Annotated in this window: 13 protein-coding genes and 1 pseudogene; 8 read left to right on the top strand and 6 right to left on the bottom strand. The window is 71.4% G+C overall.

Annotated features, from left to right (window positions below):
• Positions 1 to 6: 6 nt before the first annotated feature.
• Complete coding sequence (locus FGD71_RS26650) at positions 7 to 975, top strand: PhzF family phenazine biosynthesis protein (protein WP_119103067.1); 969 nt, start codon at positions 7 to 9, stop codon at positions 973 to 975.
• On the opposite strand, the gene FGD71_RS26655 is transcribed toward FGD71_RS26650, so the two are convergent.
• Both FGD71_RS26655 and FGD71_RS26660 read right to left on the bottom strand, forming a co-directional pair.
• A complete protein-coding gene (locus FGD71_RS26655) occupies positions 948 to 1,346 on the bottom strand; it encodes a PPOX class F420-dependent oxidoreductase (RefSeq protein ID WP_119103068.1) in 399 nt (132 codons plus the stop codon). The genes FGD71_RS26650 and FGD71_RS26655 overlap by 28 nt on opposite strands.
• A 37-nt stretch (positions 1,347 to 1,383) precedes the next feature.
• The gene (locus FGD71_RS26660; protein ID WP_119103069.1) at positions 1,384 to 2,145 is read right to left on the bottom strand and encodes a TetR/AcrR family transcriptional regulator; all 762 of its coding nucleotides are present in this window, start codon (positions 2,143 to 2,145) and stop codon (positions 1,384 to 1,386) included.
• Positions 2,146 to 2,235: 90 nt separating this feature from the next.
• Between FGD71_RS26660 and FGD71_RS26665 the strand changes: the two genes are divergently transcribed.
• Both FGD71_RS26665 and FGD71_RS26670 read left to right on the top strand, forming a co-directional pair.
• Positions 2,236 to 3,195: an ATP-binding cassette domain-containing protein gene (locus FGD71_RS26665; protein ID WP_119103070.1), complete on the top strand. Its 960-nt coding sequence runs from the start codon at positions 2,236 to 2,238 to the stop codon at positions 3,193 to 3,195.
• The gene (locus tag FGD71_RS26670; protein WP_119103071.1) at positions 3,192 to 4,028 is read left to right on the top strand and encodes an ABC transporter permease; all 837 of its coding nucleotides are present in this window, start codon (positions 3,192 to 3,194) and stop codon (positions 4,026 to 4,028) included. Before FGD71_RS26665 ends, FGD71_RS26670 begins: the two co-directional genes overlap by 4 nt.
• A gap of 121 nt (positions 4,029 to 4,149) precedes the next feature.
• Here the strand turns inward: FGD71_RS26670 and serC are convergent, their stop codons facing one another.
• Both serC and FGD71_RS26680 read right to left on the bottom strand, forming a co-directional pair.
• Positions 4,150 to 5,268, bottom strand: a complete 1,119-nt coding sequence (gene serC, locus FGD71_RS26675) for a phosphoserine transaminase (protein ID WP_119103072.1) — start codon at positions 5,266 to 5,268, stop codon at positions 4,150 to 4,152.
• Positions 5,269 to 5,354: 86 nt separating this feature from the next.
• Positions 5,355 to 5,795 carry a roadblock/LC7 domain-containing protein gene (locus FGD71_RS26680; protein ID WP_119103073.1) on the bottom strand — a complete coding sequence of 147 codons (441 nt, stop codon included), beginning with the start codon at positions 5,793 to 5,795 and terminating at the stop codon, positions 5,355 to 5,357.
• A gap of 183 nt (positions 5,796 to 5,978) precedes the next feature.
• Between FGD71_RS26680 and FGD71_RS26685 the strand changes: the two genes are divergently transcribed.
• From FGD71_RS26685 to FGD71_RS26705, 5 genes and pseudogenes are all read left to right on the top strand, one after another.
• A complete protein-coding gene (locus tag FGD71_RS26685; RefSeq protein WP_119103074.1) occupies positions 5,979 to 8,843 on the top strand; it encodes an FAD-binding and (Fe-S)-binding domain-containing protein in 2,865 nt (954 codons plus the stop codon).
• 73 nt (positions 8,844 to 8,916) lie between these two features.
• Positions 8,917 to 10,041, top strand: a complete 1,125-nt coding sequence (locus FGD71_RS26690) for a lipid II:glycine glycyltransferase FemX (RefSeq protein ID WP_119103075.1) — start codon at positions 8,917 to 8,919, stop codon at positions 10,039 to 10,041.
• 268 nt (positions 10,042 to 10,309) lie between these two features.
• The gene (locus tag FGD71_RS26695) at positions 10,310 to 11,224 is read left to right on the top strand and encodes an EamA family transporter (protein ID WP_119103096.1); all 915 of its coding nucleotides are present in this window, start codon (positions 10,310 to 10,312) and stop codon (positions 11,222 to 11,224) included.
• A 36-nt stretch (positions 11,225 to 11,260) separates the two neighbouring features.
• A pseudogene (locus FGD71_RS26700) lies at positions 11,261 to 11,837 on the top strand (IS200/IS605 family accessory protein TnpB-related protein); the annotation flags it as partial.
• Positions 11,838 to 12,020: 183 nt separating this feature from the next.
• A complete protein-coding gene (locus FGD71_RS26705; protein ID WP_140935950.1) occupies positions 12,021 to 12,383 on the top strand; it encodes a hypothetical protein in 363 nt (120 codons plus the stop codon).
• A 114-nt stretch (positions 12,384 to 12,497) separates the two neighbouring features.
• Here FGD71_RS26705 and FGD71_RS26710 read toward each other — a convergent pair whose 3' ends face one another.
• Together FGD71_RS26710 and FGD71_RS26715 are read right to left on the bottom strand one after the other, a co-directional pair.
• Positions 12,498 to 13,553, bottom strand: a complete 1,056-nt coding sequence (locus FGD71_RS26710; protein ID WP_119103077.1) for an HTTM domain-containing protein — start codon at positions 13,551 to 13,553, stop codon at positions 12,498 to 12,500.
• On the bottom strand, positions 13,543 to 14,169 hold the full coding sequence (locus FGD71_RS26715) for a DUF5819 family protein (RefSeq protein WP_240436784.1): 627 nt from the start codon (positions 14,167 to 14,169) through the stop codon (positions 13,543 to 13,545). Before FGD71_RS26715 ends, FGD71_RS26710 begins: the two co-directional genes overlap by 11 nt.
• Positions 14,170 to 14,201: the final 32 nt, after the last annotated feature.

Consider the following 14,201-nt stretch of genomic DNA (forward strand, 5'->3'; position numbering starts at 1 on the left):
CCGAGCATGGCCCACTGTGTCCCCTATGCCCTGGTGGACGTCTTCAGCGACGAGCCGCTGCAGGGCAACCCCCTGGCCCTCGTACCGGACGCCGACGAGCTGCCGCAGGAGCTGATGCCCCGCATCGCCCGCGAGTTCAACCAGGCCGAGACGACGTTTCTGCTCTCCCCCACCCGGCCGGGGGCGGACTGGCGGCTGCGGTCGTTCACCGCGGCGGGCGTGGAGGTGTTCGGCGCCGGCCACAACGCCCTCGGCGCCTGGTGGTGGCTGGCCGCCATCGGACGGCTCGGGCACCGTGAAGACAGGCCCTGGCACCAGCAGCTCGGTTCCGAGGTGCTGGAGGTCGGTATCGCGGGTGGACCGGACGGGCTCGTCGACGTCACCCTGCGGCAGCGCGCCGCCGAGTACGGGCAGGAGCTGACCGACCGGACCGCACTCGCCCGTGCGCTCGGAGTCGACGACGAGGACCTCGGCGCCGGCGGAGGGGATCGCGGGGCCGGCGGAGGAGGCATCGGAGCAGGCGGCGGGCTGCCCGTGGCGCAGGTCGTCTCGACCGGCGCCGCGCATCTGCTGGTCGGCCTGCGCGGCCGGGCCGCCGTGGACGCCGCGGCCCCCGACGCCGCGCGGCTGCGTGCGCTGCTGCCCGGGGTCGGCGGCCAGGGCGTCTACCTGTACGCGCTCGACCCCGCCGAACCGGGCGCCGATGTGCACGCGCGGTTCGTCAACCCGGTCGCGGGGATCACCGAGGATCCGGCGACGGGGAGCGCCGCGGGGCCGTTGGCGTGCCTCCTCCGTCGTCACGGGCCGGCCGTCGGCGACCGGGTCACCATCGCGCAGGGGCATGCCCTCGACCGGCCCTCGCGGATCCAGGTCACGTTCGCGGACGACGTCCCGTCCGTCACCGGCCGTGCGGCCCTCGCGGCGGAGGGCACCCTCAGGCTGCCCGTTCATTCGCTTCGCGCGCGCACCTCGTAGTGCAGCGTCGACGTGCCCATGATCTTGTGACTGAGCGGTACCAGGACGCGATGCAGGAACGGGTACTTGTGGCGCAGCAGCTTCGCCGCGTGCCGGTCCTCCGCACCATCGAGGAGCCGGGCCCGTGCGTGGATCTCGGGCCCGGTCGGCTTGCCCAGCGGCGTGCACGGGGCGATCTCCACCTCCGGGTTGTTCAGGAGGCGCTTGGCCTTCCAGGCCTTGCCCGGCGTACGGAAGTACGCGTGATCGCCCTCGACGGCGATGCTCACGGGCGTGCCGACGCCTGTGCCGTCCTTCTTGTGGCTGGTGAGCAGGACGGCCCACTGTTTCACGAAGGGGGTGAACTCAGGGCTGGGAGTCGGAGTGCTCATGTCTCCATACAGGCACTCGGCGCCCGGCTTGTCACCCTCAGCCGCGCCCGCGCCCCTCGACGAGCGATTCCAGCCCGTCCAGTATCCGCTGCAGACCGAACTCGAAGTGGTCGAAGTCGGTGCCGAAGGCGTCCTTGTCGAGTGAGGCGAGGACGGGGTAGCGGCCGGAGGTCATGGCCTTCTCCAGGACCGGGGTCTGGGCCTGCCAGAACTCGGCGTCCGTCAGACCCGACTTCCGCTCCGCCTCCTGCGCGTACAGCTGTGTGCGGGCGGCCCCGACAACGTACGAGTCGATCAGGATGACGGCCGAGATCAGCTCGCGATCGGCCAGGCCCATGGGCTTGATGCGGACGAGTACCTTCTCCATGCCCTCGACGGCGCCCGGGCCGAGCACCGGGCGGGTCTGGTTCACCTGGAGCAGCCAGGGGTGGCGGCGGTAGAGGGCGAGTGTCTCGCGGGCCAGGGCCTCCAGCGCGTCGCGCCAGCCCTCGCCGAAGGCGGACTCGTCCTCTGAGGTGCGCTGCACGCGGTCCAGCATCAGGTCGAGCAGCTCGCCCTTGCCGGGGACGTAGCGGTACAGGGACATCGTGCCGGTGCCGAGCTCCGTGGAGAGCCGGCGCATCGAGACGGCTTCCAGGCCCTCCGCGTCCGCGATCCGGACCCCCGCTTCCACGATCTGGTCGAGCGTCAGCCCCGGTTTGGGGCCGCGACTGGGCCGTTTGCCCGTGTCCCACAGCAGTTCGAGGGTGCGGACGATGTCTCCGCTGCCACTGGTTTCGGGACCCGACGTGCTCGCCATGCGCCTCAGGATAATCCCTTGGACAGAAACTGGGTACGGTGTACTCTCAAAAGAGTACGGTGTACCCAGTTTTCAACGGGAGGGGTGCAAGTGGACGGTTACGCGGTCCGGGCCGAGGGGCTGGAGAAGAGGTACGGGGAGAAGCGCGCCCTCGACGGCTTCGACCTGGCGGTACGGGAGGGAACGGTGCACGGCCTGCTCGGGCCGAACGGCGCGGGCAAGACCACCGCCGTCCGCATCCTGGCGACGCTCATCAGGCTCGACGGCGGGCAGGCGCGGGTGGCGGGCCTGGACGTGGCACGACAGCCGAGGGAGGTACGGGCGCGGATCGGCCTCACCGGGCAGTACGCCGCCGTGGACGAGGTGCTGACCGGGCGGCAGAACCTGGAGATGTTCGGCCGGCTGTTCCATCTCGGCGGCGGGCGGGCCCGGTTGCGGGCCGGTGAGCTGCTGGAACAGTTCGACCTGGTGGACGCGGCCGACAGGGGAGTCGGAAAGTACAGCGGCGGCATGCGGCGGCGCCTCGACCTCGCCGCCTCGATGATCCTCGCCCCGACCGTGCTCTTCCTCGACGAGCCGACCACCGGGCTCGACCCCCGCAGCCGGGGCGAGGTCTGGGACTCCGTACGGGAGTTGGTGGCGGGCGGCACGACCGTCCTGCTGACCACCCAGTACCTGGAGGAGGCCGACAAGCTCGCCTCGCACATCACGGTGATCGACCAGGGCCGGGCCATCGCCGACGACACCCCGGACGGCCTGAAGAACACGGTCGGCGGTGACCGCGTCGAGGTCGTCGTCGCCGAGCGCGCCGACATCCCGCGCGCCGTGAAGGTCGTCGCCCGGGTCACGGACGGCGAACCGGAGACGGACGAGACGGAGTTGAGGGTGCACGCACCGGTCACCGACCGGGTCGCGGCGCTCACCGAGGTGGCGCGGACCCTTCAGGACGAGGGCGTCCAGGTGGAGGACATCGGGCTGCGCAGGCCGAGCCTCGACGACGTGTTCCTGCGCCTGACCGGACACCGTACCGAGCAGGAGGAGGCGGCATGAGCACCGTGGATCCGAGCACCGTGGACCTGACCGTGCCCAAGAACCGCGGGCGCGCGGCGTGGGCGCTCGCCGACTGCTGGAACATCGTGCGCCGCGGGCTCACCCACTACCAGCGCCAGCCCGTCAACATCGTCTGGCAGCTGGGCTTTCCGATCCTGTCGGTGCTGCTGTACGGGTACGTGTTCGGCAGCGCGATGAAGGTGCCGGGCGGCGGGGACTACAAGGACTTCCTGATGCCGGGCATGTTCGTGATGACGATGGCCTTCGGCTTCATCAACACGGCGACGCTCGTGGTCTACGACTCCACGAAGGGTGTCATCGACCGGTTCCGCTCCATGCCGATGGCGTCGTCGGCGGTGGTCGCGGGGCGCGGGGTGACCGACCTGATCGCCGCCTGCGCGGAGTTGACGATCCTGATGCTCACCGCGGTCGCCATGGGCTGGCGACCGGACGGAGGGTTCGGCTTCCTGCTCGCCTTCGGACTGCTGCTGTGGCTGCGCTTCGCGCTGATCTGGCTCGGCGTGTGGCTGGGGCTCCTCGTGCCCAACCCGGAGGCGGCGGGCGGCCTCTTCGCGGTCGCCTTCCCGCTCACGATGATCTCCAGCATCTTCGTCGCCCCGCAGCTGATGCCGGACTGGCTGGGCTTCGTCGCGACCTGGAACCCGATCTCGTCGACGGCCGCGGCCACGCGTGAGTTGTTCGGCACACCGGTCGGAAGCGGTGACGGATGGGTCGAGCAGCACGCCCTGCTGATGTCGGGGCTGTGGCCGGTGATCCTCACCGCGATCTTCCTGCCGCTCGCGGTGCGACGGTTCCAGAAGCTCGGGCGGTGACACCCGGGCGGTGACACTCGGGCGGTGATACGCCGACGGGGGCGCCGGCACCGGGAAAGTGCGGGCGCCCCCGTCGACGTACGTACGGCTTACGACTGCCGTGCGGCCGTACGGCTTGCGACTACAGCCGCTCGATCACGTAGTCGACGCACTTCGTGAGCGCCTCGACGTCCGCCGGGTCGATCGCCGGGAACATCGCGATGCGGAGCTGGTTGCGGCCGAGCTTGCGGTAGGGCTCGGTGTCGACGATGCCGTTGGCGCGCAGCACCTTGGCGACGGCGGCCGCGTCGATGTCCTCGGAGAAGTCGATCGTGCCGATCACCTGGGACCGCTTGGCCGGGTCGGTGACGAACGGGGTGGCGTACTTGATGTCCTCGGCCCAGCCGTAGAGCGTGCGCGAGGACGTCGCGGTGCGGCGGACCGACCAGTCCAGGCCGCCCTGGCCGTTGAGCCACTCCAACTGGTCGTTCAGGAGGAAGAGCGTGGACAGGGCCGGGGTGTTGTACGTCTGGTTCTTGCGGGAGTTGTCGATCGCCGTCGGGAGGCTGAAGAACTCCGGGACGTGGCGGCCGGACGCGTGCACGCGCTCGGCGCGCTCGATCGCGGCCGGGGAGAAGATCCCGACCCACAGGCCGCCGTCCGAGGCGAAGGACTTCTGCGGGGCGAAGTAGTAGACGTCCGTCTCGGTGATGTCGACCGGCAGACCACCGGCGCCGGAGGTGGCGTCCACGAGCACGAGGGCGCCTTCGTCGGCACCCGCGACGCGCTTGATCGGGGCCGCGACGCCCGTGGAGGTCTCGTTGTGGGTGAGGGCGTAGACGTCCACGCCCGCCTCGGCCTCGGGGTCCGGGTGCGTACCCGGGTCGGAGGCGATGACGGAGGGCTCGGCCAGCCACGGGGCGAGCTTGGCGGCCTTCGCGAACTTGGAGGAGAACTCGCCGAACGAGAGGTGCTGCGACTTGTTCTCGATGAGCCCGTGGGTCGCGATGTCCCAGAACGCGGTGGAGCCGCCGTTGCCGAGGACGACCTCGTAGCCCTCGGGGAGGGAGAAGAGGTCGCGCACGCCCTCGCGGACCTTGCCGACGAGGTTCTTGACGGGGGCCTGGCGGTGGGAGGTGCCCATGAGGGACGTACCGGTGGCGGCCAGCGCGGCCAGTGCCTCCGTCCGCACCTTGGAGGGGCCCGCGCCGAATCGTCCGTCGGCGGGCTTGATGTCAGCGGGAATCTGGATATCAGCCACGCCGGGAGCCTAGCCGCTCCGGGAAACCTGGGCGAAACGTCGTCCGTCGGATGAGACGCGGTTTCCTTCCCCGAGCCCGCCCCGGATCAGGGCGTACGTGGCTGCGCGGCCAGGTGTCCGCCGAGCTGACCCACGAACTGGCTCATGTTGTGCCCGACGATCCCGGGGTCCGCGTCCTCGGCGGTGACCACGGCCAGGTGCGTGCCGGCGCCCGCCTCCACGATGAACAGGACCCCGCCGTGGAACTCGGACATCGCGGACCGTACGCCCCCGCTGCCGTCCCCGAACTCCATGGACGCCCCGTGGGACAGCGCCTGGATGCCGGCGGCGATCGCGGCCAGCTGATCGGCCTGGTCGACGGAGAGCCCCGCCGTACGGCACAGCCTCAGGCCGTCTCGCGAGAGCACGAGCGCGTGCTGTGCGCCGGGCGTGCGTTCCATCAGGTCCTCGATGAGCCAGCTGAGCTTCTCGTCGACGGCGCCGATGCCGGGGCCGGTGGTGCCGGTGGTGCCGCTGGTGCCGGTCATGGGGTCGAGTCGCCTTCCGGGTGGGGGCGTGTGCGGGGGGGCGGTCAGAATATGAGAGTTGGTGATCGTCATGCGGAGGTTCTGGCGTTGCCTTCACAAGTCGCCCACGAACCCGGGACGTGATCAGCGGCCGTCGGTGGCAGGACGGCTCGCTGGCCGGTGACGGGATGCATCCTGGGTCACATGACGGATCTCGGGGAGCTTCGGGCCGGGCTGACGAACGCCGTGCGCGGTGAGGTCGCCTTCGACGCGACCGCGCGGGCGCTGACCACCATGGACGCGTCCAACTACCGGCGTGTGCCGCTCGGCGTCGTGTCCCCGCGGGACGCCGACGACGTGGCGGCGGCGCTGTCCGTGTGCCGCGCGCAGGGGGTGCCGGTCGTGGCGCGCGGGGGCGGCACGTCGATCGCCGGGCAGGCGACCGGCACGGGCGTGATCCTGGACTTCACGAGGCACATGAACCGGATCGTGTCCCTGGACGCCGAAGCGCGCACGGCGATCGTCCAGCCGGGAGTCGTCCTGGACCGCCTCCAGGAGGCCGCCGCGCCGCACGGCCTGCGCTTCGGACCCGACCCCTCCACCCACGGCCGGTGCACGCTCGGCGGGATGATCGGGAACAACTCCTGCGGGTCGCATTCGGTGGCGTGGGGGACGACGGCCGACAGCGTGCGGGAACTGTCGGTGGTCACCGCCCGGGGCGAGTCCCTGCGGCCGGGGCGTGCGGGTCAGGGCGCTCCGGAGGGTCTGCGCGACCTGGCGGAGCGGGAGTTGAGGCTGCTGCGCACGGGCTTCCCGGACCTGCCCCGCCGTATCTCGGGGTACGCGCTGGATGCCCTGCTCCCCGAGAAGGGTGCCGACGTCGCCCGGTCCTTCTGCGGTTCCGAGGGAACGCTGGGCGTGCTGACGGAGGCGGTCGTACGACTCGTCGAGGCCCCCCGTGCGCGTGCGCTGGCCGTGCTGGCGTACCCGGACGAGAGCGCGGCCGCCTCTGCCGCGGCGGGGCTGCTGCCGTACGGGCCGCTGACGGTGGAGGGCATGGCGGCGGATCTCGTACGCGCGGATGCCGGCCTGCCGAAGGGCGGGGCCTGGCTGTTCGTGGAGACGGGCGGGGACACGGCGGGGGAGGCACGCGCGCGTGCCGAGGCGATCGTGCGCGCCGCGGACGTGGTCGACGCATCCGTGGTCACCGACCCGGCCGGGCAGCGCGCCCTGTGGCGTGTCCGCGAGGACGCGAGCGGCACGGCGACGCGGATGCCGGACGGCAGCGAGGCCTGGCCGGGCTGGGAGGACTGCGCCGTGCCGCCCGCCCGGCTGGGGGAGTACCTGCGGGACTTCAGGGGGCTGCTGGCCGCTCACGGCCTGCGCGGCACGCCGTACGGGCATTTCGGGGACGGCTGCATCCACGTACGCATCGACTTCGACCTGCTGACGTCGGCCGGTGTGGCCCGCTTCCGCCGTTTCTCGGAGGAGCTGGCGGAACTGGTCGTGTCCCACGGCGGTTCGCTGTCCGGCGAACACGGCGACGGGCAGGCGCGGGCCGAGCTCCTGCCGAAGATGTACGGCGAGGAGATGGTGGGCCTCTTCGAGCGCGTGAAGGCGGTGTGGGACCCGGACGACCTGCTCAACCCCGGAATGCTGGTCCGGCCGTCCCCGCTCGACGCGAACCTGCGGTTCGCGGTGCTGCCGCGCGAGCCGGTGGACGTGGCCTTCGGGTATCCGCACGACGGCGGGGACTTCTCGGCGGCGGTGCGCCGGTGCGTCGGTGTCGCCAAGTGCCGTACGGCGGCTGCCGGTCCTGGCTCGGGCCCGGGCGTCATGTGCCCGTCCTTCCGCGCGACGGGCGAGGAGGAGCACTCCACACGCGGCCGCGCCCGACTGCTGCACGAGATGCTGGCGGGCGAGGTGGTCACGGACGGCTGGCGCTCGACAGAGGTCCGCGACGCCCTCGACCTCTGCCTCTCCTGCAAGGGATGCCGGTCCGACTGCCCGGTCGAGGTCGACATGGCCACGTACAAGGCGGAGTTCCTGCACCACCACTACGCCGGGCGCCGACGCCCGGCGGCGCACTACGCGATGGGCTGGCTGCCGGTGTGGCTGCGGGCGCTGACCCGTATGCGGATGGCCGGCCTGGTCAACTCCCTCGCCTCGGTCCGCGCGTTGGCCTCGCCGGCGAAGCGGTTGGGCGGGGTGGCGCCCGAGCGGGAGATCCCACGGGTGGCCCGGGAGACGTTCCGGCAGTGGTTCGGGCGCCGCACCCGGCGCCTGCCGGAGCGGACCCGCCGGGGCGCGCCCGCGACGGACGCGCGGCGGCCCACCACTCTTCTCTTCCCCGACACCTTCACCGACCATCTCTCGCCCGAGGTCGGCAAGGCGGCCGTCCGCGTTCTGGAGGACGCGGGACGCCAGGTCGTGCTGCCGCCGTCCGGGGTCTGCTGCGGACTGACCTACGTCTCCACCGGCCAGCTCGACCGCGCCCGTACGGTGATGAGGCGCACGCTCGACCGCATGGAGCCCTTCCTGGCCGCGTCCGAGGGCGAGCCGCTCGTCGTCCTCGAACCGAGCTGCGCGGCCGCCCTCCGTACGGACCTCCCCGAACTCCTCCACGACGACCCGCGCGCTCGGCGGCTCGCGGACGCGGTGGTGACGTTCGCCGAGGCCCTGGAACGCCAGGCCCCCCACTGGACCCCGCCCCGCCTCGACCGCCCGGCCGTCGGCCAGACCCACTGCCATCAGCACGCGATCCTCGGCGACGGCCCCGACCGCCGCCTGCGCGAGGCGGCGGGCCTCACCGGTGAACTCTCCGGCGGCTGCTGCGGCCTGGCGGGCAACTTCGGCTTCGAGAAGGGCCACTACGAGGTCTCGACGGCGTGCGCGGAGGACCAACTCCTCCCGTCGGTCCGGACGGCACCGGACGAGGCGGTGGTCCTGGCGGACGGCTTCTCCTGCCGCACGCAGCTGGCACAGCTGGCGAACGTGCGGGGACGGCATCTGGCGGAGGTGCTCGCGGAGGTGCTCGCGGAGGGGCTGGACGGACGTCGCGAGGGGTGACGTCCGGGACGCGCTAACCGGATCTGGCGGGCCCTCGTGCATAGGCTGATGCGCGGACCTCAAGGAGCCCCCCATGCCCCTCCGCCTCCAGGCGATCACTCGCGAAGAACATCTGGCGTTCATCCGGACCCGGCCGTCCATCAGCCATATGCAGGTCCCGTCCTGGGGCGACGTGAAGCCGGACTGGCGGGCGGAGAGTGTGGGGTGGTTCGAGGAGGACGGACGGCTGGTCGGAGCGGGACTGGTCCTCCTGCGCCCGTTGCCGAAGCTGAAGCGGTACCTGGCGTATCTGCCCGAGGGGCCGGTCATCGACTGGCACGCCTCGGATCTCGCCGTGCGGTGGCTGGAGCCGATGCTGGCCCACCTCAAGGGCCGGGGCGCGTTCTCGGTGAAGATGGGCCCGCCGGTCGTCGTACGCCGCTGGAACGCGGAGGCGGTCAAGGCGGCGATCGCCGATCCGGGGGCGCGGTGGCTGCGGGACGCGGAGGCGACCTCGCACGAGCCGGGGGCCGCCGGCATCGCCGAACGGCTGCGACGGATGGGCTGGCGGCAGACCGAGCCGGGCGGCGAGGACGGGTTCGCGGCCGGGCAGCCGCGGTACGTCTTCCAGGTGCCGTTCGCCGGGCGGTCGTTGGAGCAGATCCGCCAGGGCCTCAACCAGCAGTGGCGCCGCAACATCAAGAAGGCCGAGAAGGCCGGGGTGAAGGTGGTGCAGGGCGGTTACGACGACCTCCCGGCCTTCTACGAGCTGTACACCGAGACCGCGGAACGCGACCGCTTCATCCCGCGCCCCCTCCCGTACTTCCAGCGCATGTGGACGGCCCTGACCGCCGAGGACCCGAACCGTATGCGCCTCTACCTCGCCCACCACGAGGGCGAGGTCCTCGCGGCGGCCACGATGCTGACGGTCGGCGAACACATCTGGTACTCGTACGGCGCCTCCACGAGCCGCAGGCGCGAGGTCCAGCCCAGCAACGCCATCCAGTGGCGCATGATGACCGACGCCCACGAACTAGGCGCCGCCGTCTACGACCTGCGCGGCATCACGGACACCCTGGACGAGTCCAACCACCTGCTCGGCCTGCTCCGCTTCAAGGTGGGCACGGGCGGCGAGGCGGTGGAGTACCTCGGCGAGTGGGACTTCCCGCTCAACCGCCTGCTGCACAAGGCGCTGGACCTGTACATGGCGCGCCGCTGACCCTGGCCCTGGCCCTGGCCGTGGACGGGTTCGGCCGCCGCCTGCGCATCTGACGGAATGTAAGTTGCCACATGCGTTTACACTCCTGGCCTGGTCCACTACTCTGCACTTCGAAGTGCAGCATGATGGACAGTTTCGATCTTCTTGGACGGCCCCCGTGAACCTCCCCCGCGCAGACCGGTCCGCGTCGGACGGCGCGGCCGCGGCCGCAGGCCCGGTCGAGGCCGCCCAGTCGGCGCCGGAGCCTGCCGCGGCGGCGGGCGACCGTATCCAGGGCCAGGATCAGGATCAGGATCAGGGCCGAGGCCGAGGCCGGGGGCGGGGATGGGCCTCGCTCGGGCCCGTCGGGCTGGTGCTCGCCGGAGGGATATCCGTTCAGTTCGGCGGGGCGCTCGCGGTGAGCCTGATGTCGCGGGCCGGAGCGCTCGGCGTGGTGACGCTGCGGCTCGTGGTGGCCGCGCTCGTACTGGTCGTGATCTGCCGGCCCGGAGTGCGGGGGCACACGCGGGCCGACTGGGGAACCGTGGTCGTCTTCGGTATCACCATGGCCGCCATGAACGGCCTCTTCTACCAGGCCGCCGCCCGCATACCGCTCGGCCCCGCCGTCACCCTCGAAGTCCTCGGCCCCCTCGCGCTCTCCGTCCTGGCCTCCCGCCGTGCGATCAACCTCGTGTGGGCCTCTCTCGCCCTCGCCGGCGTCTTCCTGCTCGGCGGAGGCGGCTTCGACAGCCTCGACCCGCTCGGAGTCGCGTTCGCCCTGTCCGCCGGTGCCATGTGGGTCGCGTACATCATCTTCAGCGCGCGAACGGGCCGCCGTTTCCCCCAGGCCGACGGGCTGGCGCTGGCCATGGTGGTCGCGGCGGTGCTCTTCCTTCCCCTGGGGATCGTCGAATCCGGGGCGAAGCTCCTGAACCCGACGACGATCGCCCTGGGCGCCGCCGTGGCCGTCCTCTCCTCCGTCCTCCCGTACACCCTCGAACTCCTCGCCCTCCGCCGCCTTCCCGCCTCCACCTTCGCGATCCTGATGAGCCTGGAACCGGCCGTCGCCGCGCTCGCCGGCTTCCTCGTCCTCAGCCAGACCCTGACCCCGACGGAGTCCCTCGCGATCGCCCTGGTCATCGCCGCGAGCATGGGCGCGGTACGGACACAGGTGGGGCGGGGCAAGCCCAAGAACGTCACCTGAGCCGTAGGCGCGTGATGCGTGACGCGTGCCACGCGCGTGCGTGTCATACGGGAGTTGGCGGCGTCGTTCGTGGTGCCCGGTCCTGGTGGGGTGGCGGTCCGGGATCGGATGCGGGTGTCGCAGGGGGATGCCGCCGTACTGGCCCAGGTAGGCGTTTTCCTCGGATCACTGGCATCCGGGGATCTCCACCAGCGGTCCCGGCAGGGCCCGGCGCATGATGCGGTGTCGTGGGCGGTGCGCCACCCATGATCAGTGGGCCCTGGCCCGGCGCGGGCAGGTGGCCCACATGGTGTGGCTGCGTGCTCAGGTCGCCTCGATGGAGGCGCGGCTGGCGCGTCCGCTGGGCGCCAAGGCGCGGTTCGGCAACGAGACGATCCGCGTTACCGACACCGGCCGACTTTCGATCAAGCTTCCGGCGCCGCTGGCCCATTTGGCCAACGCCCCCAACGGCCGGTACGTACTGGACGCGACCGTGCGCTTTCAGCATCGGGGTGCGGAGTGGCGGGATCGGATCATCGCGAACCGGGCGGTGGCCTACCGCATCCACCAGGACACGGCACGCGGCCGCTGGTATGTGACCGCGTCCTGGCAGCCCGCCACACAGGCCCGACCGGACACCGGAAGGCGTGAGGAAACCCGCCCCCACCTGCCCGGACCACGCACCAGACGCGCGTCGCCGGTCGTGGAGCGAAAGCGGGGGACCAGCCTGCCCAGCACCGTTCGGGGCAGCGCCACCGAGCAGCAGTCCTGGCACCAGGACTCACTCCCGCTCAGTGTCTGAAAACGGTGATTCACCATGCGAACGAGCTTGTCCCTTCTCGCCGTCGGCGCCGGAGCCGTTCTCACGCTCGGTCTCACCGGTCCCGTCGCGCAGGCGCAGGATGCTGGGGCGGGACTGGACGTGCCGGCAGCCCAGGACGTGCCGTGCAGCACCGGGGTCAGCGAGAGCGACTACCTGGAGGGCTACGCCAACCGCGACAACAACACCGCAGGTCCGGTCGAGTTCCGCGTGAACATCGTCTGCGGCCTGGCATGTGACGTCTCCAGTGAATGGGTCCGTCTGGAGCCCGGCCAGGGCGCGCAGGCGGTCGCGGCCTGCCCGTCGTGGAGCACGGGCATCGCCCCCGGCGGCGTCAGCGCCGAGCACCACGCGGTCTGACCGGCGACCTGGAACACACAGGGCGCCCCGAGCCGTTCGCACGGCTCGGGGCGCCTTCGCTCACGGACTGAAGTACCGCCGACCAAGGCCGTACCCTCCATGGCTGACGGCTCGTCAGCTTCCGCTCCGGACAGCTCCGGTGTCGAGCGAGTCAGGAGCGGTCTGGGCAGGCAGGGGGACGAGCGGCCCGGGGGTGGTAGGGGGACGGCGCCAAGGGGGCCGGGCGGCGCGGAGGAGGAGGCCGTCCGGCAAGAAGACGGCGTCGGCGATGATCATGGCACCGGAGAAGACGGGCAGCCCCAGGAGGACGGCGATACCGAGGTGCATGCCTAGCAGGAGGGCCAAGGTGACGTACTTGAGCCTGCTGAACAGGGTGAAGGGGAAGGCCACCTGAACCAGCACGGTCAGGTAGCCGGCGACCGTGAGGAGAAGGGCGTGACCGTCGGCCAGTTGGGAGAGTTCGGGCCAGGGCCGGAACAGGTCGAGGTGCAGGACGTAGTGCAGCGCGGTGCCGTCGCGCCAGAGGTTGCCCTGCACCTTGTAGAGGCCGGCGGATCCGTAGAGGACGCAGACTTGGGCCGCGATGACGAACATGCCGCAGTTGTGGACGAGCGTGGCCAGCCGGCCGCGGACCAGTCCGGCCTGCTGCCGCCATCGGGGCACCCTCCCAGCTCCCGTCACCGCGCATCGGAGCCGTGCCCGACGGGCGTCGAGGGACCAGCGGCGGCCGCACGCCGTGAGGGTGAGATAGAGGGCCATCAGCACAATGAGGTTGTCCCCGCCGTCCGTCATGAAGACGGCGCGGCCATGGAACGAGGTCACCATGACGGCGAACAGAACCGACACCGCCCTGGTGTGCCACCCCAGCGCGAACAGCGCGGACGTCACGAGAGCCATGGCGTAGCAGGCTTCGAACCAGATGCCGCTGTCCGAAAGTGTGAGAAGGCTGAACCCTCCCGTCTGGCCCAGGAGTTCGCGGGCAAGGTCCGGGGTCCATGGTGAGCCGGGGCCCCAGATCTCCTCACGGTGTGGGAACTCGCGCAGCAGGAAGCCGAGATAGAGCAACCCGTAGCCCATCCGCAGGACGGCTGCCGCGTGGAGCGAGACGGCCCGCCCGGTGAGGAAGGTGAACACCCTGATGACAGGGTCGGTCGCCTGGTCAGCGGTCATGGGATTCCACCTGCCACCACGGGAGATATCTGGCGTCGGAGCGCGCGCCGCCGGAGGACACGTTGGCCGGCGTTGACGGCGCCGAGGGTGCGATCGGCGTGCTGACCACGCGCAACTGGACTGCTTCGAAGCTGTGTCGGGTGCGGGCGGCGAGGCGCTCGGCGGCGATGTTCGCCAGATACTTCTGGAGCATCCGGCCCCGTTCCGGGGTGGGCTGCTGGTCGTAGGCGGCCCACGCCCGGCGCAGCATGTTCTGTGCCGTGTGGCTGGGGAAGGGCGAATGCCGAACCGCGGCGTCGTCGACCGCTGTCAGGTCGAGCCACTCACCTACCTGCCGAGAGCCGTCGGGAGCCATCGCCGCCGTCCGGGCCGAGATCCTCAAGCGCACCGACTCCGGGTTCGGGGCGAAGAGCTGCCAGTTCTGCTCGAAGTAGGGATAGATCCAAGCGTCGATCTGCCTTTCGTACCGCTGGGAGACCGCGGTGGACGGTGCGACGTGCAGGAACACCAGGCAGACATGGGCGAGGGCCGCCAGGACGCAGACGCCGGTCGCGAAGGCGACCGTCAGCTCGGCCGACGGCGACAGGGACGGAGGTGCCGCTCCTGCGCCGCTCACCGGTTCCGTCTCTGGCGGAGGCGCGGTGACGA

The organism is Streptomyces sporangiiformans (assembly GCF_005768555.2).
In the GTDB taxonomy this organism is placed as follows: domain Bacteria; phylum Actinomycetota; class Actinomycetes; order Streptomycetales; family Streptomycetaceae; genus Streptomyces; species Streptomyces sporangiiformans.